Annotated in this window: 18 protein-coding genes and 2 tRNA genes; 8 read left to right on the forward strand and 12 right to left on the reverse strand. The window is 73.3% G+C overall.

Annotated features, from left to right (window positions below; translation table 11 throughout):
* Positions 1 to 56 precede the first annotated feature (56 nt).
* From ABZX02_RS00785 to ABZX02_RS00795, 3 genes are all read right to left on the reverse strand, one after another.
* On the reverse strand, positions 57 to 407 hold the full coding sequence (locus tag ABZX02_RS00785; protein ID WP_355293995.1) for a hypothetical protein: 351 nt from the start codon (positions 405 to 407) through the stop codon (positions 57 to 59).
* Positions 404 to 2,500 carry an NACHT domain-containing protein gene (locus ABZX02_RS00790; RefSeq protein ID WP_355293996.1) on the reverse strand — a complete coding sequence of 699 codons (2,097 nt, stop codon included), beginning with the start codon at positions 2,498 to 2,500 and terminating at the stop codon, positions 404 to 406. Before ABZX02_RS00790 ends, ABZX02_RS00785 begins: the two co-directional genes overlap by 4 nt.
* Positions 2,501 to 2,576: 76 nt before the next feature.
* Complete coding sequence (locus ABZX02_RS00795) at positions 2,577 to 3,035, reverse strand: SRPBCC family protein (protein ID WP_355293997.1); 459 nt, start codon at positions 3,033 to 3,035, stop codon at positions 2,577 to 2,579.
* A 136-nt stretch (positions 3,036 to 3,171) separates the two neighbouring features.
* Here ABZX02_RS00795 and ABZX02_RS00800 point away from each other — a divergent pair, with 136 nt between their 5' ends.
* Positions 3,172 to 4,002 carry a helix-turn-helix transcriptional regulator gene (locus tag ABZX02_RS00800; protein ID WP_355293998.1) on the forward strand — a complete coding sequence of 277 codons (831 nt, stop codon included), beginning with the start codon at positions 3,172 to 3,174 and terminating at the stop codon, positions 4,000 to 4,002.
* Here ABZX02_RS00800 and ABZX02_RS00805 read toward each other — a convergent pair whose 3' ends face one another.
* Positions 4,003 to 4,830 (reverse strand): MarR family transcriptional regulator, encoded by an 828-nt coding sequence (locus ABZX02_RS00805; RefSeq protein ID WP_355293999.1) that lies wholly within the window; start codon positions 4,828 to 4,830, stop codon positions 4,003 to 4,005.
* A 105-nt stretch (positions 4,831 to 4,935) separates the two neighbouring features.
* Between ABZX02_RS00805 and ABZX02_RS00810 the strand changes: the two genes are divergently transcribed.
* The gene (locus ABZX02_RS00810) at positions 4,936 to 5,625 is read left to right on the forward strand and encodes a DUF5640 domain-containing protein (protein ID WP_355294000.1); all 690 of its coding nucleotides are present in this window, start codon (positions 4,936 to 4,938) and stop codon (positions 5,623 to 5,625) included.
* A gap of 22 nt (positions 5,626 to 5,647) precedes the next feature.
* Positions 5,648 to 6,253: a hypothetical protein gene (locus ABZX02_RS00815; protein WP_355294001.1), complete on the forward strand. Its 606-nt coding sequence runs from the start codon at positions 5,648 to 5,650 to the stop codon at positions 6,251 to 6,253.
* 1 nt (position 6,254) lies between these two features.
* Here ABZX02_RS00815 and ABZX02_RS00820 read toward each other — a convergent pair whose 3' ends face one another.
* Genes ABZX02_RS00820 through ABZX02_RS00830 form a run of 3 tightly spaced genes read right to left on the reverse strand, consistent with a single transcriptional unit; the run spans position 6,255 to position 8,907 of the window.
* Positions 6,255 to 7,343, reverse strand: a complete 1,089-nt coding sequence (locus ABZX02_RS00820) for an alanine racemase (protein ID WP_355294002.1) — start codon at positions 7,341 to 7,343, stop codon at positions 6,255 to 6,257.
* Positions 7,340 to 8,260, reverse strand: a complete 921-nt coding sequence (locus ABZX02_RS00825) for an ornithine cyclodeaminase family protein (RefSeq protein ID WP_355294003.1) — start codon at positions 8,258 to 8,260, stop codon at positions 7,340 to 7,342. The genes ABZX02_RS00820 and ABZX02_RS00825 overlap by 4 nt, the downstream gene beginning before the upstream one ends.
* Complete coding sequence (locus tag ABZX02_RS00830; RefSeq protein WP_355294004.1) at positions 8,257 to 8,907, reverse strand: PAS domain-containing protein; 651 nt, start codon at positions 8,905 to 8,907, stop codon at positions 8,257 to 8,259. The genes ABZX02_RS00825 and ABZX02_RS00830 overlap by 4 nt, the downstream gene beginning before the upstream one ends.
* A gap of 113 nt (positions 8,908 to 9,020) precedes the next feature.
* Here ABZX02_RS00830 and ABZX02_RS00835 point away from each other — a divergent pair, with 113 nt between their 5' ends.
* The 5 genes from ABZX02_RS00835 (at position 9,021) to ABZX02_RS00855 (ending at position 12,958) form a co-directional block, all read left to right on the forward strand.
* A complete protein-coding gene (locus ABZX02_RS00835; RefSeq protein ID WP_355294005.1) occupies positions 9,021 to 10,157 on the forward strand; it encodes a GDSL-type esterase/lipase family protein in 1,137 nt (378 codons plus the stop codon).
* Between the two features lie 51 nt (positions 10,158 to 10,208).
* A tRNA-Ala gene (locus ABZX02_RS00840) sits at positions 10,209 to 10,281 on the forward strand.
* Positions 10,282 to 10,285: 4 nt separating this feature from the next.
* Entirely contained in the window at positions 10,286 to 11,617 is a 1,332-nt protein-coding gene (locus ABZX02_RS00845) for an SDR family NAD(P)-dependent oxidoreductase (RefSeq protein WP_355294006.1), read from the forward strand.
* The gene (locus tag ABZX02_RS00850; protein WP_355294007.1) at positions 11,611 to 12,720 is read left to right on the forward strand and encodes a ribonuclease inhibitor; all 1,110 of its coding nucleotides are present in this window, start codon (positions 11,611 to 11,613) and stop codon (positions 12,718 to 12,720) included. Before ABZX02_RS00845 ends, ABZX02_RS00850 begins: the two co-directional genes overlap by 7 nt.
* 161 nt (positions 12,721 to 12,881) lie before the next feature.
* Positions 12,882 to 12,958 (forward strand) — tRNA-Cys (locus ABZX02_RS00855).
* A 2-nt stretch (positions 12,959 to 12,960) separates the two neighbouring features.
* On the opposite strand, the gene ABZX02_RS00860 is transcribed toward ABZX02_RS00855, so the two are convergent.
* The 5 genes from ABZX02_RS00860 to ABZX02_RS00880 all read right to left on the reverse strand — a co-directional run bounded on the left by ABZX02_RS00860 (position 12,961) and on the right by ABZX02_RS00880 (position 18,528).
* On the reverse strand, positions 12,961 to 13,773 hold the full coding sequence (locus ABZX02_RS00860; RefSeq protein ID WP_355294008.1) for a hypothetical protein: 813 nt from the start codon (positions 13,771 to 13,773) through the stop codon (positions 12,961 to 12,963).
* A 28-nt stretch (positions 13,774 to 13,801) separates the two neighbouring features.
* Complete coding sequence (locus ABZX02_RS00865; protein ID WP_355294009.1) at positions 13,802 to 14,752, reverse strand: hypothetical protein; 951 nt, start codon at positions 14,750 to 14,752, stop codon at positions 13,802 to 13,804.
* Positions 14,749 to 15,210, reverse strand: coding sequence for a hypothetical protein (locus ABZX02_RS00870; RefSeq protein WP_355294010.1), 462 nt, complete (start codon positions 15,208 to 15,210; stop codon positions 14,749 to 14,751). The genes ABZX02_RS00865 and ABZX02_RS00870 overlap by 4 nt, the downstream gene beginning before the upstream one ends.
* Positions 15,211 to 15,347: 137 nt before the next feature.
* Positions 15,348 to 15,842 (reverse strand): HAD domain-containing protein, encoded by a 495-nt coding sequence (locus tag ABZX02_RS00875; protein WP_355294011.1) that lies wholly within the window; start codon positions 15,840 to 15,842, stop codon positions 15,348 to 15,350.
* A complete protein-coding gene (locus ABZX02_RS00880; RefSeq protein WP_355294012.1) occupies positions 15,832 to 18,528 on the reverse strand; it encodes an EAL domain-containing protein in 2,697 nt (898 codons plus the stop codon). The genes ABZX02_RS00875 and ABZX02_RS00880 overlap by 11 nt, the downstream gene beginning before the upstream one ends.
* Positions 18,529 to 18,562: the final 34 nt, after the last annotated feature.

Consider the following 18,562-nt stretch of genomic DNA (forward strand, 5'->3'; position numbering starts at 1 on the left):
CAATCCGTTCGGGGAGGTGATCATCGAGGACACCGTAGCAGGCCGCGCAAGTGCCTTCAGCTCTCCGCGGTGCGGCGACGGCGGATCACCAGGAGGATCGCTCCACCCAGGACGGTGAACACCGACACGACGGTGAACAGCACGGCCTGGTCGACGGTCTCGTTGTGCCAGTCCAGGTTTCCCTCGGCGTAGGCGACGTACTGCTGCGCTTTCGCGAGCTGCTCGGCGTGCGCCGGGTCGGACTCGCTGAGGCCCTCGGCGGTCCGCAGGGCCTCCTTCGCGATGCCCGTGTTCTTCTCCGACAACGTCATGGCGTCCGAGGCCGTGGAGTACAGGCTGGTGCTGAAGACGGCGGCGGCGACACCGATGACGATCGCCAGGACGCCGGTGATCAGAAGTTTTCTCATGCGTGCTCCCGGGAAGCGGCGAGGTGGTCGAGCAGGGCGAGGTGGCGGAACCGGTAGCGGGATCCGGCCTGCAGCAGCACGCCTCGGCGGTGGGCGTCGGCGAGGAACGCGGACAACGCCCAGGGGAGCCGTCCGGTGAGCGGGTACCAGAGGCGGGTCAGCAGGACCCACTGCGCCCACGCGGTCATCGCGAGCGAGGTCGGACGTGCCGCCCCGAGCCGCACCAGCACGGCGGCGCCGACGGCGATCCCGGTCACCACCGCCACCGCGACCTCGGTGCCGAACCCCAGCCAGAGCTGGTGCGCCACCTGGAGTCCGAGCACGTGCACGACCGCGGTCAGAAGTGCCAGCCAGCGCAGGAAGAACACCACCGCCGCCGACACCGCGCCGAGGACCGGCCGATCCGGTGCCACCGTCCACAGCGTGAAGGCCGTGGCGGCGGCGAGGGCCGCGCCCGTGCGCAAGCTGGACGCGCGGTCGGCGCGCAACACCGTCCACGGCGTGACGGCGCCCTCCGGTTGCCGGTAGCGCGCCGCACCGGCGAGCACCCCGGCCACGACGCCGACGACAGCTCCGACGAGCACCCCCGCCAGGCTTCGGGTCACCTGCCCCGCGACCACCCCCAGCCCGAGTCCGACGAGCACGAACTCGACCCGGCGCCGGCCGCGGCCGAACTCGAGGCGCAGCCGCTGCGGTTCCGGGCTGTGCCGGGGAAGTCCGGCGCCGAGACCGCAGACCACGGCGACCGCCGCCACGAGGTCCCAGCGGAACACGGGGAGCAGCAGGGCCGTGCAGAAGAGGGCGACGATCGCGATCCGCGCGGGGCGTGGCACCCGGTCCCGCAGCCGCCACCAGGCGAGGTCCCGGGCACCGTTCCTCGCGACGTCCATCGCGAGGAACGTCAGCCAGCGCTGTGCGGAGGCAGGGGACCAGCGGCGCTTCGCTGCCCCGGCGGTCGGGATGTCGGTGCGGTAGGCAGCGGCGATGAACCGCTCCAGCAGGTCGGCCTCGGGGTCGGCGGCGGTCGCGAGTTCGCGCGGATCCGCCGAGCGGTACACGGTCCGGGCGAGGCCGATCATGAGCGGTGTGCCGAGCGCGCGGGCCAGCGGCCCCTCCGCGCGGGCCGCGATCTCGTCCGCCACGGGCCGCCACCGCTCCGCGTCATCGCCGAGGAACGCGAGGGCCTCCTCGCGCGGGACGGGTTCGAGCTCCACCACCACGGCGCGGGACACGACGTGCTCGCGCGAGCTCACGGCCCGCTCGAACTCGGTGGCACGACACGTGATCACGACCTGCGCCCGCGAGTCCGCCAGCGCGTGGTTGATCTTGCGCAGCGCGTCGGCGCGGACCGCGCCCTCCAGTTCGTCGAGCCCGTCGAGCACCGGCAGGACCTTCTGCTCCTGCACGAGCTTCGCCACCACGTCCCGGCCGAACGACTCGACGAGCCCGGGGTGGTCCTCCGCCAGGTGCCGCTCGAGCCAGGTGTGCAGGTGCTCGCCGGGATCCCACGACGCGAGCGGCAGCAGCACCGGCACCGGTTCGTCCGCCCGCCGGTCCTCCACCAGCGCCTTGGTCAGCAGCATGGCGAGCACGCTCTTGCCCGCCCCGGCCTCGCCGAGCACGACGAGCCGCCGCGCCGGGATCGAGCGGAACGCCGCCAGGACCCCGGTCACGTCACCGGTGAGGCGCGGACGGGTCGCGGGCGGCAGCGCGCGCAGGCTCTCGTCGCCGAACACGGCGGCCGGGTGGTCGCTGATCTTCGCGCGCCGCGTGGCGTGGAACCGCACCGGCAGCGGCGCGGGGTCGAACACGCCGCGCCGCACCGCCTCGCCGGCCCACTCCCGTCGCACCGCTGCGGCCAGGTACTCCGCGGCCTCGGACAGCGAGCCCGCCGGCGCACCGCGGCGCGCCCGGTACACCTCCACCAGCACGAGGAACGCGGTCAGCACACCGACCGCGATCCAGATCGCCGCCACCTGCCACGACCTCAGGTCCGGCACCGTGCCGGTGGCGATGTTCGCGGTGAGCCCCACGAGAACCGTCGCGAGGACCGACAGCACGAGCACCGTGGTCGGCGCGGGCCGCCAGCGCATCCAGTTCCCCCTGCAGGTCCGTGTGCGGTCTCCTGCATGTCGTTCGGGCCCGCGCCCGCGTTTCACCCGCCGTCGGTCAGTGGGCCACCCACTCGGCCAGAGCGGTGAGCGTGGACTCGGCGCTCACGGCCATGTAGTCGCGCAACGCCACCAGGTCGGCGCGGGTGTCGCCCAGCAGGGGATCGGTGCGGAGCAGCCGCCAGGACTGCGCCGCGACGGTGCCGCGTCCCTGCGCGCGCAGGGACCACGTCCACTCGACGATGCCATCGTCCGCGCCGCCCACCACGAACGCGAACGCGGCGCCCGGCTCGGCCGTCACTACCTGCGAACGGGTGGTCCACTCCTTGCCGTCGCGGCGGTTGTGGCCGCTGAACCACGCCCCGACCTCGGGTCCGGCGCCGTCGTCGTAGGCCGCGCCGCTCGCGTTCGGGCTCCATCGGCCGATCGCGGACACGTCGCTGACGAGCCCGTAGACGTCGGCGGGGGTGGCGTCGACCCACGCCCGGCGGGTGAAGGTGAACTCGGACAGGTCCATGCGAAAGTTCCTTCTGTGTTCGAGCTGGTCGGATGACCCCCATCCGACCGGCCCGGGCGTTCGCGGACCATTCCCGGCTTTGCGTATCCCCGGCGGGGACAGGCACCGGGCGCCGGGCGCGGACATACTCGGTGCCGTGAACGACATCGCGCGGCTCGGCGAGTTCCTTCGGACGCGCCGCTCGCAGCTCAGGCCCGAGGACGTCGGCGTGCGGACGTACGACGAGCGCCGCCGCGTGCCCGGTCTGCGCCGCGACGAACTGGCGAGGCTCGCCGGGGTGAGCAGCTCCTACTACACGAGGCTCGAACAGGGGCATTCGACGGGCGCCTCGCCCGAGGTGCTCGACGCGCTCGCCACCGCGCTGCGGCTCGACGAGTCCGAACGGCAGCACCTGCACGTCCTCGCCACCCCGGTGAAGCGGGCGCGGACGCGCAGGCCGGGTCCCGAACGCGTCGACGAGGCGACCGGCCAGCTCCTCGCCGCGCTGCGCGACGTGCCCGCCGTCGTGCTCGGTCGGCGCACCGACGTGCTGGCGTGGAACCGGCTCGGGCACGCGCTGTTCGCCGGGCACCTGGAGTTCGCGGCGACCGACCGGCCGACCATGGCGCACCTGGTGTTCCTCGACCCGCACACCCGCGACCTCTACGCGGACTGGCAGGCCAAGGCGCGGGCCGTGGTCGGGAACCTGCGCCTGGTCGTGGGCCTGCACCCGGACGACGCCGGGCTGCACGAACTGGTCGGGCAGCTCAGCGCGACCAGCCGCGAGTTCGCCACGATGTGGGCCGACCACCGCGTCAAAGCCTGCGCCACGGCCGTCTACGAGATGCGGCACCCGTTGGTGGGCCCGCTGACCGTCACGCAGCAGACCCTGACCAACGACACCCGTCCGAGCGTCGTCGTGGCGACCGCGGCGCCGGGCTCGTCGTCGCACGCCGCGCTGGCGCTGCTCGCCCAGGCCACGGCGTGATCACCGCGACCCGGCGGCCACCAGCCGTGCGCTGACGGGGTCGAGCGCGGCGACCAGTTCGTCGAGCTCGGCGGGGGAGAGCGCGTCGTACGGAGCGGCGGCGAGCTCATCGGTGAGATCCTCGATCCCTTGCTGGAGCACGCGTCCCTCGTCGGTGAACCGCCCGTCCGCATCGACGACCCCGCGCTCGCGCAGGCCCGCCATGACCTCCGCGAGCCGCCGCCTCGGCAGGTGGTGGACGCGGCCGAACGACTCCGGCGGGTGGACGCCCATCGCGATCGCCGAGAGCACGTGGGCCTCCGTGCCACCGATGCGCGCGCCCACGAGGGCGGCGATGTGCCCGTCACCGCGGTGTTCGCGCAACACGGTCGCGCAGTGCCACAGCCGTGCCACCGGTTCGTCCGGCACGGCGAGGGTGCGCATCGCGGCGTACATCAGCCGGCCCTCGGAGGGAGCGCTCGCCGCGGCCTTGGCAGTGAGGTCGGCGGCGCGCCGCAGACCGGGCGAGGCGGCCATCTCGTCGCCGATGATCCGCCGCACCGAGGCCGCGCTGCCCCGTTCCCGCGCGGCCAGCGACGCCTCGGGCGGAATTGTTTCCCACGCACGCGGAATGTGCCGCGCGGCCTCGCCCTCCGCGAAGTTGTAAAAGGCCGCGTGCACGACCTCCGCGGGCACCCGCCCCAGCGGCGCGGCCCTGCTCGCGAAGTAACCGGACCAGTAGTTCGGGTGCCCGAGCGCGGCCAGCTCGTCCCCGCACTCGGGCGCGAAGAACGTGACCAGGCAGATCGGTTCCAGCAGCTCGAACATGCGGCGAGCGGTCGCGGTCATGGTGTTCATCGTGCCAGTGCCCGCCGAGCAGGCGTTTTCCAGCTGCCGGGGGAAATTGCTAACAATGGCGCCGAGAAACACGACTGAAGGCGCGAAGGAGGCGAAATGATCGCCAAGGCGCGAATTCATCACCTATGTTTCGCACTGCTGGGAATTGCCGCACTGCTCCTCGCCGGCTGCACCGGTGAGCCACCACCACCGCAGCCCACGTCCATCACCGGTGAGACCACGACCTCCACGTCCGCGGTGCGTTCCACGTCCGAGCCACCTCCGCAGAGCACCGCCCTGCCACCCGAGCTCGTCGGCTCCTGGGACGCGAGCACCAGCCAGTCCGGCAAGCTCGAGCTCGTGCTGACCGCCGACGGAGGCTTCCGCCAGCGCAGCGGCACGTTCGACTGGAGCGGCACGGCCACCGTGCGGGGCGGCCGGATCACGTTCACCGGCAAGGACGGCCAGACCAGCACCGAGAACTGGTCTATCAAGCAGGGCACGCTCACCCTCGCGGGCCAGACCTACCTCAAGACCGACGCGGGCGCGGGCGGCGCACTGGCGCTGGCCGGCACGTGGATGGGCATGGACAACATCTTCGAGACGCTGATCTTCCGCGAGAACGGCACGTACGAGCTGCAGATCGACGGTCAGAGCACGGTCAGCGGCACGTTCGAGGTGAAGGGCGACCGGGTGACGATGAAGCCGAACGGCCGTGCCCCGATCACGGCCACGTTCGTGGTGGACGACGCGATCCTGACACTGACGTCGGGCTCGGGTCCGGTGCAGTACGCGCGGTCGGCCTGAGCGCGGCGGCACACTGGGCGGCGTGGTTCTCGACGAGTCGGAGCTCGAGGCGCGGTGGGCGAACGCCTGGCAGCCGCCGGAGATCGCGCGGCGCCTCGCCGGTGTGCGCACGCCCTGGTACGTCGCGGCGGGTTGGGCGCTGGACCTGTTCCGCGGCGAGCAGACCCGGCCGCACGGAGACCTGGAGATCGCCGTGCCCGCGGCGGGGTTCGCCGAGATCCGCGACCGGCTGCCGCACCACGCCGTCGACGTCGCGGCCGACGGGCGGGTCTGGTTCGACGCTGCGCCGGACGTGCTGGCGAGGACCCACCAGACCTGGCTCCGCGATCCGGCGACCGGGGACTGGGTCTGCGACGTCTTCCGCGAACCGCACGACGGCGACACCTGGATCTGCCGGCGCGACGAGGAGATCCGGCTGTCCTATGACGTGATCGTCGAACGCACGGCGGCCGGAATCCCTTTTCTGGCACCGGAACTGGTGCTGCTGTTCAAGGCGAAGGCCGTCCGGCCGAAGGACCAGCGGGACTTCGAGGGGGTGCTGCCCCTGCTCGACCCGCGCAGGCGGCACCTGCTGGCGGGGTGGCTGGAGCGTGTGCACCCCGGCCACCCCTGGCTGGACGCGCTCTGAGTCACCAGCCGCGGTGCCGCGTCCAGGTCCCGCCGCCGACGAGGTGGTACCGGTCGTGCTGGGCGGCCGTCGCGCAGGCGTGGTTCGGCAGGATCCGCAGGTGCGTGCCGAGCGGCAGGTCGGGCACCGGCGAGCCGTCGCGGGTGCTCAGGACGCCGTGCTCCTGGCTCGCCCCGGTCATGACCAGGCCGGGGATGATCGCGCCGTCGAGGTGGGCGACGAGGCCGTAGCCCTGGTCCACCGCCTGCGCCTGGGTGCCGCGGTCCCGTGAGGTCGCCATCCAGCCGCCGTCGGTGATCACCCAGTTGCGGTCGTGCTGGTGGCCGATCACGGTGACGGCCACGGAGAGCGCGAGGTCGTCGGTGGTACAGACGCCGATGCCCGCCATGACGAGGTCGAAGAAGACGTAGTTGCCCGCGCGGACCTCCGTGACGCCGGACAGGTCGGTCGCCGCGTGCGCGGTGGGCGTGGAGCCCACGCTGACGATGTCGCACGCGAGGCCGGCGCCCCGCAGCACGTCCGCCGCGGCTACGGCCACGTCGCGCTCGTGCTGAGCGGCCCGGTGCAAGGTTTCCGGGGTGTAGGCGAAGTAGGACTCGCCGGCGTGGGTGAGGACGCCCGCGAGGTTGTCGCCGAGGGTCCGGCCGATCTCGGGGAGCGCGGGATCGGTGACCTGGACGCCGCCGCGGTGGCCGTCGCAGTCGATCTCGATCAACGCGGGCACCCGCAGACCTTCCTCGCGTGCGAACGAGGTCAGCGCTTCGGCCTGGGCCGTCGAGTCGAGCAGGACGGTGAGCCGGACACCCCGGCGCAGGAGGGCGGCGACGCGCGGGAGCTTGTGCGGGGAGAGGCCGACGGCGTAGAGGACGTCCCGGTAGCCGGCGTCGGCGAAGTGCTCGGCCTCGGCGAGCGTCGAGACGGTGATCGGCCCGTCGCCGTGCACGCGGCGGGCGACCTCGACGGACTTGGCGGTCTTGACGTGCAGGCGCAACGGCACGCCGAGGACGGCGAGGCGGTCGCGCAGCCGGGCGGCGTTGCGGTCGAGCCGGGCGGTGTCGAGCAGGGCGAACGGGGTGTCCACTGTGGTCACTCGGAGACTCCTGACGAGTGGCGGCGCAGCAGGGCGGCGGCCAGGGTGAGGTCCTGCAGGGCGAAGCCGGAGCTGTCGAAGACGGTGATCTCGGTCGGCGACGTGCGGCCGGTGACGGTGCCCGCGAGCACCGCTCCGAGCGCGACCGGCGTGGCGGACCCGGCGTGCTGGAACTCGCCGATCGCGCGCGACTGGTCCGGCAGGTCGCAGAAGAGCGACGCGCGCTCGTACAGCGCCACCGGCAGTTCCTGCTTGCCCGGACCGTCGGCGCCCATCGCCGAGACGTGCGTGCCCGGCCGCACCCAGTCCGCGTCGAACAGGGCCTCACGGGCGGTGGTGGCGGTGACGAGCACGTCCGCCGCCCGGACCCCGGCCTCCACGTCGGCGGGCTCGGCCGCCAGCCCGAGGCGTCCGGTCACCGCGGCGGCGAAGTTCCGCGCGGCGTCCGCCCGGCGGCCGACGACGAGCACCCGGTCGACGGGCCGGACCCGGCTGACGGCGCGCACCTCGTGCAACGCCTGGTGGCCGGTCCCGATGATCGTCAACGTCCGGGAATCTTTGCATGCCAACGTGTCCACGGCCAGCGCGTCGGCGGCGGCCGTGCGGTACGCGTTGGCCGCCGCGGCCTCGACGACCGCGCTCAGGCGTCCGGTGGCCGGGTCGAGCAGCACGATCGTGGAGCTGTGGCGGGGCAGATCGGTGTTGTCCGGCCAGAAGCTGCCGATCTTCACGCCGGCGAGGTCGCCCGCCGAGCCGGACTTGAGGGTGAACCTGGTGCCCGGCAACGAGGAGTGCCCGATCACGACCGGGAACGTGCTGCCCGTCCCGGTGGCGAGGAACGCCTCCCGCGCGGCCGCCAGCGCGAGGTCGTCGTCGACGAGCGCGGCCGACTCGGCCTCGCTGATGAACCTGGTCACGGCTTGTCCTTCCGGAGTTCGGCGAGGTCGTTGTAGAGGCCGGTGCGGGAGATGCCGAGCCGCTTCGCGACGCGGGCGGGCGCGCCGCGCAGGCCGAAGACGCCGGCCTCGTGCAGCGACCGGACGAGCTCCAGCCGGTCCTCACGTCCCAGCGCCGCCACCGGCACCGCGTGGGCGCGCTCGGCGCGCTCCACCAGCGACTCGACCACCTGGTCCAGATCGCCGGAGAAGTTCGTCGTGGGGACGGCCTCCTCGGCCGCGGACAGCCCGAGCAGGTCCGACAAGACCCCGGTGGCACGGGTGATGGCGGACATGTCGACGTTGACGCACAACGCGCCGATCAACGTCCCGTCCACGTCGCGCAACGGCAGCGTCGTGCACTTGAGCACCCGCCCGTCCTGCGCACGGGTGAGGTACCCGACCTCGTTGCGCGCGTCCGGCCCGGCGGCGAGGACCCGCAGGCCGATCTCGCTCATCGCGTCGCCCGGCACGCGTCCGGTGACCGATCCCGCGACGGCGACGACCGACCGTTCCGGGTCGCGGTAGTCGTGCAGCACGACCTCACAGCTGCGCCCGAAGGTGGCCGCGATGCCGTCGAGCACGGGCGTCAGCGCGGCGAACACGGCGTCCGCGGTGTCGTTCGGCACGCCTGACCTCCTGTTCTGGACGAAATGTCACAAGCTGGACGAACTGTCTCACGACTGCTGTCCCGTGTCACCGCCCTGTGGCACGGCCCACGCGGAACGGGCAGGGTGGAGGAATGATCACCACGCCGCTGACGGACGCCCTGGTGCGCGGAGCCGCCGAGCTGGAAGCCACCGCGCGCGGGGTGCGTCCGCACCGCCTGCCCGCGTGGGTGCGCGACAGGTTCCCCGACCCGCAGCTGATGACCGCGCAGAGCAGGCCGTCCGGCGTGCGGGTGGTGGTGGCGACACTGGCCCGCGCGGTCGAGCTGGTCCTGCACCCGAGCGCGGTCTCGTACCGTGGCGTGACCCGCGAGCGCGGCAGCGTCGACCTCGTGGTGGACGGCGAACTGGTCGCGAGCCACCTGCTCGACGGCGGCGACCACGCCGAGGTGGACGTGCTGACCGGCGCCCGCGAGTTCCGCGAGGGTCCCACCTTCACCGCCCGGTTCGACGACCTCCCCGCCGGGGACAAGGTCGTCGAGCTGTGGTTGCCGCACAACGAGGTCGTGGACCTGATCGCCCTGCGCACCGACGAGCCGGTGCTCGCCGCCGAGCCGGCCGGGCGGATCTGGCTGCACCACGGCAGTTCGATCAGCGCCGGGTCCAACGCGGCCACGCCGGCCAGGACCTGGCCCGCGGTGGCCGCCCGCCGCGGCGGCGTCGAGCTGCACAACCTCGGGTTCAGCGGGAGCGCTCTCGTCGACCCGTTCGTCGCGCGGGTGATGCGCGACCGCCCGGCCGACCTGATCAGCGTCAAGTTCGGCATCAACGTGGTGAACTTCGACGTGATGCGCCTGCGGGCGTTCGTCCCGGCGGTGCACGGCTTCCTGGACACGATCCGCGACGGCCACCCCACCACACCGCTGGTGCTGATGTCGCCGCTGTTCTGCGGCGCCTACGAGGACACGCCGGGACCGGGTGGGATGGACCTCGACGCACTCGCCGCGGGCGAGGTCGTCTTCACGGCCGGACGGCACGCCGAGCCGCCGCAGCTGACGTTGCGGATCATCCGTGAGGCACTCGCGGAGGTGGCCGACCGCCGGGACGACCCCGACCTCCACCACCTGGACGGCACGACGCTGTACGGGGAGCAGGACGCCGTCGCACACCCGTTGCCGGACGCGCTGCACCCCGACACGGCCACCCACGAGCTGATCGGCGAACGGTTCGCCGGGTACGCGTTCGGCCCCGGAGGCCCGTTGCGGCGGTGACGCGGTGGCGAAAAACGGCAGGACCTGCTCGATACGATGGCGTCATCACCAGGTCCCGTAGCGCAGAGGCAGTCGCGCCACTTTTGCAGAGTGGAGGACGCCGGTTCGAATCCGGCCGGGACCACACCATGACGGACAGCACCATCACCGAGTCAGAACTCGCGGCGTTCCACGAGACCGTCGCGCGGTTGCGCGCGCTCCCGGCCGACGACCCGGTGCGGCTCCGCGCCGAACGGGTCGCGGAGTCGTTCGCCCGCGAGGGCCGCAAGCACCGCAAGAAGGTGCGCGACGGTGACCAGGCCCTCGCGGACGCGGCCGTCGACGCCACGACCGCGACGGGCGCGCTCGACCGGCGTGAGGACGCACCCCTGCCACCGGTGCGGAACGAGGTGGCGCGGGAGGTCACGCGGGGCCGCCGGTGCTACGTGTGCAAGGAGGTCTACCGCCAGGTCGACGCGTTCTACCACCGGCTCTGCCCCGCCTGCGCGCGGGAGAACACCGAGCGCCGCACCGCGCGCACGGACCTGACCGGGTGGCGGGCGCTGCTCACCGGCGGGCGGGTGAAGATCGGCTTCCAGGTCGCCCTGATGCTGCTGCGCGACGGGGCCGAGCTGCTCGTCACGACCCGCTTCCCGCGCGATGCCCGGCGGCGGTTCGAGGACGCGCCGGGGAGTGCGGAGTGGTTGCACCGCCTGACGGTGGTGGGCATCGACCTGCGCGACCCGCGGCAGGTGCTCGGGCTGGCGGAGTCGTTGCGCGCGGACGGCCGGCCGCTCGACGTGTTGATCAACAACGCCGCGCAGACCGTGCGGCGGCCGCCCGAGGCGTATGCCGCGCTGGTCGCGGGCGAGGCCGGGGCGTTGCCGGGCGGGGCGCTCGTGGCGCCGGGGTTCAGCCCGGTGCTCGCGCTGGAGCAGAGCAGTGGCGCGCTGGCGCTCGCGGAGCTCGACGAGGCCGGGTTGCTGCCGGACACCGCGCCGGCGAACTCGTGGTCGGCGCGGGTCGGGGAGCTGGACGCGGCGGAGGTGCTGGAGACGCACCTCGTCAACGCGCTCGCGCCGACGTTGTTGTGCGACCGGCTGCTGCCGTTGTTGCTGGCGTCGCCGCGTCCGCGCCGGTACGTCGTGAACGTGACCGCCGTCGAGGGGCGGTTCGCCGTGCGGAACAAGACGTCCGGCCACCCGCACACGAACATGGCCAAGGCCGCGCTCAACATGCTGACCCGCACCAGCGGCCCCGAGCTCGCCGAGCAGGGCGTCCACATGTGCTCCGTCGACACCGGCTGGATCACCGACGAGAACCCCGCGCCGAAGAAGGCCAGGCTGGCGCGGGACGGGTTCCGCACCCCGCTCGACGTCGTGGACGGCGCGGCGCGGATCTACGACCCGATCGTGCGCGGCGAGGCGGGCGAGCCGGTCTCGGGCGTGTTCCTGAAGGACTACCGGGAGGCGGCGTGGTGAGCCCGCTCGACCCGCTGCTGGCGTGGCTGCGCACCGGCACGACCGCGGGGGAGCGGCTCGACTTCCCCACCGGCACCGCCCTGCCCGACGGCCGGCTCGACCTGTGCAAGCAGGACCTGGGCCCGACGGGCGCGGCACTGGTCGCGCAGGCGCTGCGGCCCGGCGTGGTCAAGCACCTGCTGCTGGGCACCGACGGCCTGGGCGACGGCGCGGCCGACGTCGCCGGCGAGGCGGTGCAGCGCGAGGTCGAGACGCTTTACCTGGGCTGCAACGGGATCACCGCGGGCGGCGCGTGCCGGTTGGCGGACAACCTCGCACTCTCACCGCAGGCGAGCCGGGTGACCGGCATCTGGTTGAAGCGCAACCCGATCGGCGACGGCGACGCGGCGGCAGCGCTCGTCGAGTCGGCGAGGTCGCTGCGCACGCTCGACCTCGTGCAGACCGGCCTCGACGCCACCGCCATGGCCAGGCTCGTGGGGGCGGTGATCGCCGCCAAGGCCGCGGGCAGGCCCGTCGAACGCCTCTACGTCGGCGGCAACCCGCTCGGCCCGGCCGGCGCGACCCACCTGGCGGCGCTGCTGGCCGCCGACGCGGTGAGCGAGCTGTACGTGTCCGCCGCGGGACTGGGCGACGAGGGCGCGCACACCATCGCGGACGCGCTCCTGCCCGGCAGGCTGCGCCGGATCTCACTGGCCAGCAACGGAATCGGCCCCCTGGCGGCCGCACGGGTGGTGGCCGCCGCCGCACGAGCGGGCGTCGAGGTGTGCGACCTGGGCCGGGTCAAGGCCGCCGGGGTCCTCGGCGCCGAGGACAACCGCCTGGATGCCGATGCGACGACCGCGATCGCGGCCGCGCTGGCGAGCGGGCCGCACGGGTTGCGGCACCTGGTGCTGAGCAACACGGGGATCGGCAGTCAGGCCGCGCACCGGTTGCTCGACGGTGCGCGGCGGGCGGTCACGCCCACCCGTTTCGTGCTGAGCAAGGGGATCGCGGGGAGCGTGAAGCGCAGGCTCGACGCGCTGAGCGCCGAGGTTCCCGCGCTTCCGCCGGTCCACCCGGACGTGGAGGCGGTGCGCAGCGTGCACCGCCAGCCCGCCGGCTGACGCGGATTCGGTGCACCGCTGGCCCGCCGGTCGAGGCGCGTCCTGAGTTCCTGCTGTCCGCAGGTTCGGTGTTCTTGTCGTCTGCGGGTTGATGCGTGTCCGGCGTCCCTGTTACCTGCCGACTGACGGCGCCCCCGTTGCCCACCGGTAAGATCCGCGTCGACGGGTCGTAGCGCAGAGGCAGACGCACCGGCCTGCACAGCCAGGGACACGCTGGTTCGAATCCAGCCGCCCGTCATCTCACCCGCGGGCGATCGCTCCGCTGGTCCGCAGGAGTTCCGGCACCGTGCCCGCGAAGGTCTGCAGCCGCCGCACCAGGACCGCCCACGCGTCGGGGTCCACCCCGACCTCGAACCGCACGAGCGGCGCCAGCACCGCGGCAGCCTCCTGCGCTCGGCGCGGGAACAGCACGCGAGCGAAGTGCAGCACCCCGAGCACCTGCCGCGCCCGCCGGCCTCGTTCCGCGTACTCCGCCGGCTCGACCACGCCCGCCTCCCACAACCGGCGGTCGAACTTGGCGTGCGACCCGAACTGCGCGCGCAGTGCGGGCGGACAGTCGAACCGCTCGGACAACGCCCATCGCGCGTACCCCGGCAACGGCTCCTCGCCGTCGGCCTCCGCGACCAGGTCCCAGTCATCGCGCCCTACGGCACGTGCCGCGGCCCTGGCTCGCTTGAGCTTCGCAGCCGCGCGCAACTCACCGACCACGCCAGCGGCACCGACCGGGATCTCGGGCTCGTCGGCGCGCACGAGCACCTCCAGCCGTTGCCCGGCCGCACCGAACGGCCGCCCGCGCAGGATGTCCCGCCGCACCGCGTCCGGCGTGTCCTCGTGGTCGAACACCGCCGCGTTGATCGCCGGGTCGTCCTCCTCGAGCATCCACAGCAGAACGGACCGGGGCGCGCCGAACCCGGCCACCCACTTCACCGCGTGCTCGACCGCGTGCTGCTCCGGTTCGCCGACACCGAGGCGGCGCCGCAGCAGGACCGCGTCCTCCGGCTCGGCGAGCGAAAGCAGGAAGTGCACTGCCGGATGGCCGATCCCCCTGGTCATGACGGGCAGTATCGCAGGGCCGCACGCCCTACCGCCGCTGCTCCTCGCAGGCCCGGACCACGCGGTCGTGCTCGGCGCCGAGCGCCTCGTCGGCCGGCCGATCGCCGTACGGGTGCACCGAGTCGTGGTAACCGGCGAGGAGGCGGTAGCGGACCAGCCGCACGGCCACGGTGAGCCACGGCCTGATCCGCTCGGGGGTCAGGGGCGGGAACGGGCCGAGCGCGGTGTCGAACCACCGCGGCGTCACGTGGTCCAGCGCGATCGCTCCCTTGACCCGGTCGTGGATCACGGCACGGGCGGCCTCGTCCGCCTCCTCCGACAGGGAGGCGGCCAGCTTCGCCGTCTTGCGGGCGTCCACCGCCTCGTCGTGCTGCCGCCGTGCCTGCTCCTCCTTGTCGGCCGGCCGCAGGCCCCGAACGCGGAACGCGCGCCAGGTCCGTTCGTTCCCGCGCCACACCTTCTCCGAGAGAGTGGTTGCCACGGTCAGCGCCAGCAGGGCCTCCCTGGCGGCCTTCAGCGACGCGTCCCAGTGCGCGAGTTCTTCCTGCTGCTCCGCCAGCCGCTGCTCGGACTGCAGGACTTCCGCCTCGGACACGGGCGTGGCGCCCAGGCCGTCGCGGATCAGGCGGATCGTGTCGGGGGAGATCTCCGGCCAGGTGTCGAAGTCCGCGCGCGGCAGCCGGTCGCTCACCCGGATCCTGCGGTCGAGCGCGTGCACGTTGCGGCGCAGCTCCGCGATCGTCTCGGCCTGCCCGGCCACCCTGGTGTTGGTCGTGGCGAGATCGGTGGCGACCGCTTTGGCCTTGTCCAGGGCCGACTCGACGGTGTGCTTGCCGACCTTCCTCTCCAGGTCCCGAATCCGGCGGGTGATCTCGCCCAGGTTCTCCTGCCTGGTGCTGAGGGTCCGCTCGATCAAGCCGAGACGCTCGCCGTGCTTGTTGGACGTGTCCGTCAGTTCGCGGATCGGGTCGTTCTTCACCGCGCCCACCTCCAGCCCCACCAAGCGGTTCCCGCCACCACGAGCACCACCGCCCACCCGCCGACCGCCGGCGTCGCCAGTGCCCCGGCCAGCGCGGCGACCCCCGCCACCGTGCGCGCCTGGGGCTCCCACGACCCGCGCACCGCCGGGCTGACCAGCAACCCGGCACCGACGACGACGGCCAGTCCCGCCGGCACCGCGTTCCCGGCGCTGAACCAGAAGACGAGCACCGCGACCGCCGCCACGACGGCGGCCGCGCCGAGAGCCCGGTGCAGCATCACGAGCCTTGCCGCGTCGACGTCCCGGCGTGTGTCGAGGACCTCCGCCAGCCCGGTGTCCACGGCGACGGCGCGCTCGGGCCAGCGCGGGTCGCCCGGGTCGGTCGCGGTCAGGTCGTCGAGCAGGGTTCTCAGCGTCTTCTGTCTGGCCAGCAGCAGGGAGTGCAGGTCGTCCGCCATGGCAGAAGATGGTCAGGTCAGCGGTGCCCCCGATCCAGGCCTACGGCCCGGGTTGGGCCGCTTGCCGATCAACGTCACCCGTCCAGCCCCTCGGGATGTCCACTCCGGCGGGGAAGTGGTCACGGTCCACAGTGGACTCAGAGGGCGCGCAGCCACCCTTCGAGCGTGGTGAGGTCCGCGTCGGTGCACCCGGTGCCCGAGTCGACCCGCAGCAGCAGGGCCGGGCCGGGGTGGTGGTCCGCCACCCACGCGCGGTCGAGGTCGGTGATCTCGTCGTCCACCCAGGCGAACGGTCGCTCGGCCGCGGTCTCGACCAGCGTCCGCGTCTTCCAGTGCAGCACGCCGGTCTCGTCCACGAGAGGGGCGTCCGGCAGTCCGGCGACCGGTAGGGGCGGCAGACCGACCAGCGGGGCGATCACCGTGTTCGCGTCGTGCATCCACGCGGTGGCCCACACGAGGTCGCAGCCCAGGGCGAGCAGGCGCGGGCCGTGCGACTTCCGCAGCGCGGCCAGGTGCGGGTTGGACGGCAGCTGCCACTCGACCCAGGCCTCCGCCGACGACGGCAGGTCGGCGCCGTCGTGCGGCAGGAGCGCGCCGTCCACGTCCAGGAACACCACCGCGTCACAGGTCACCGGGCGGCACCGGCCTTCCCAGCAGGAAGCCCTGCGCGAGGTCGCAGCCGAGGGACCGCAGGATGTCGAGCTGCTCCACCTGTTCGACGCCCTCGGCGATCACGGTCATGTCGACCGCGTGCGCCATGGCGATGATGCTCGTGACGATCGCCTCCGCCTCGTCGGACCGGCCGAGGCCCGCCGTGAACGAGCGGTCGATCTTGAGCGTGTCCAGCGGCAGGGTGAGCAACTGCGCGAGGGACGAGTACCCGGTGCCGAAGTCGTCGATCGCGAGCCGGACGCCGAGTTCGCGCAACGCGGCGAGGGTGCGGGCGGCCAGGGCCGGGTCGCGGGTCAGGGCGCTCTCGGTGATCTCCAGGCACAACGAGCTCGGGTCGAGACCCGCCTGGTGGGTGGCGTGGCGGACGGCCGAGACGAGCCACGGGTCGTCGAGCTGGCGGGCCGACAGGTTGACGGTGAGCTCCAGGCTCGGTGCCAGCTCGGCGATCTCGCGGGTGGCGGAGTGCAGCATGTGCGCCCCGATGATGTTGATGAGATCGCTCTCCTCGGCCAGCGGGATGAACTCCACCGGGGAGATGAGGCCGTAGCGCGGGTGCGTCCAGCGCAGCAGGCCCTCGACGGCGGTGCGCTCGTTCGTCCGGAGGTCGACGATCGGCTGGTAGGCGACCCACAGCTGGTCGCCCAGCGGGGCGGTGCGCAGGTCCTGCTCCAGCTGCAGGCGGCGCTGGATGCGTTCGCGCAGCTCCACGTCGAAGAACGCGACGCGGCCGCGGCCCTTCGTCTTCGCGTGGTACATCGCGAGGTCGGCGTCGCGCAGCAGGTCGGAGCCGCCGCGGGGATCGCCGGCCTCGGCCAGCACGATGCCGACGCTCGCGTCGACGTGCAGCTGCCGGCCGTCCACCGTGATCGGGCGGTTGAGCTCGGCCCGGACGTGGTCGGCGAGCGTGGTCGCCTCGTCCGGGCCCGTGACGCCGTAGGCGATGACGGTGAACTCGTCGCCGCCGAGCCTGCCGACGACGTCGCCGCGCCGCGAGCTGCGGCTCAGCCGGGAGCCGACGACGCGCAGCACCTCGTCGCCCGTGGTGTGGCCGAGCGAGTCGTTGATGACCTTGAACTTGTCCAGGTCGATGAACAGGACCGCGGTGAGGCCCGACCGGTGGGCGCGGGCGGCGGGGCTGAGCCGGTTGATCGTCACCGTGCGGTTGCACAGACCGGTCAACGCGTCGTGCGTCGCCTCGTGCTCCAGCTGGCTGTCGATCATGCGGCGCTCGGTGATGTCCGTGAACGACACGACCGTGGCGGACGGCAGCATGCCGTCCGGGGAGAGCGCGCGGGCGCTCAGCGACAGCCAGACGTGACTGCCGTCCGGTCGCAGCGACCGCAGGATCCGGCCGTGCTGCGCCCGGCCGGTGGACCGGGTGATGGCCGAGGCGTACTCCGACCGCGGGATCGGCTGGCCGGACTCGTCGTGCAGCTCCGCGAGCGACGCGGGCTGGCCGATCACCTCCTGCGCGCGCACGCCGAGGATCCGTTCGGCGGCGGGGTTCACGGACTCGACGAGGCCCGTCGGCCCGACCACCAGCACGCCCTCCTCGATGGCGGCGACCACCGCCGTGAAGTGGTGCTCGGCCCGGCGGCGCGCGGTCTCGTCCGCGCAGACCAGCACGTACCCGTCGTCCATCCGCGCGACCGACACCCGCACGGCCAGCGTGCCGCCGTCGGAACGCCGGTGCAGCGCGTGCACCACGCCACCGGACTCCAGCACGTCCACCGGATCGAGCGGCGAGCCCACGACCCGCGCGATGGGCTGCCCGATCGCCTCGGCGGCGCGCCGGCCGTAGACGTTCTCCGCGCTGCGGTTCCAGCTCGTCACCACGCCGTCGGCGGTGGTCGCGATCAGCGCGTCGCTCACGTGCGCGGCCAGGGCGGCCTGGTAGCGCAACGCCGCCGCGGCCGCCTTCTGCTCGGTGACGTCCCGCATGATCACCTGGAACGCGGGCCTGCCCTCCCAGGTGGTGCGCACCGAGACCGACTCGATGTCGGTGGTGCCGCCGTCGAACCGGACCAGCACCGCGTCCGAGGGATCGCTCGCCGCGCCCGGCTCGGTCAGCTTCGAGATCCGCTGCAGCATGTCCTGCTGCGAGTGCGGGTGCACGAAGTCGGTGATCGGACGCCCGAGGACGTCCGACTCGGACTGCGCCCGCACGAACCGCACCGCCGCCGGGTTCGCGTACACCAGCAGCCCGGCCTCGTGGACGACGATCGCGTCGGGGGAGAGGTCGACCAGCAGCCGGTACCGGTCGGCGAGGTCCGCGAGCTCCTGCTGCTGGTGGTGGCGCCGGGTCACGTCCGCGACGACGCCGACGAGCGCCTTCCCGGAGTCGTGGGTCGAGACGCGCGCCCGGAACTGCAGCCAGCGGGTGCCGAGCGTGGTCTCGAGCGGCTGCTCCAGCTCGAAGTCCTGCCAGTCGGCCGTCTCCACCGCGACCGTCAGCGGTGCGGTCAGCTCGGCGAGCCGGGCGCGCACGGCGTCCTCGTCCGCGCCGGGGACGCCGATGACCGTGTCGAGTCCCGGCATCCAGCCCAGCCGGCCGGTGCCGAGGTCGAGCCACCACACGACGGCGGCCCCGACCGAGAGCGCGAGCTCGACCAGCAGGTCCTGGTCGAACCCGGCGTCTCCGATCAAGCCACTCAAGTCTCGGCCCCCAGATCCGGGTGTT

It is taken from the genome of Lentzea sp. NPDC003310 (genome assembly GCF_040610935.1).
Classification (GTDB): Bacteria; Actinomycetota; Actinomycetes; order Mycobacteriales; family Pseudonocardiaceae; genus Lentzea.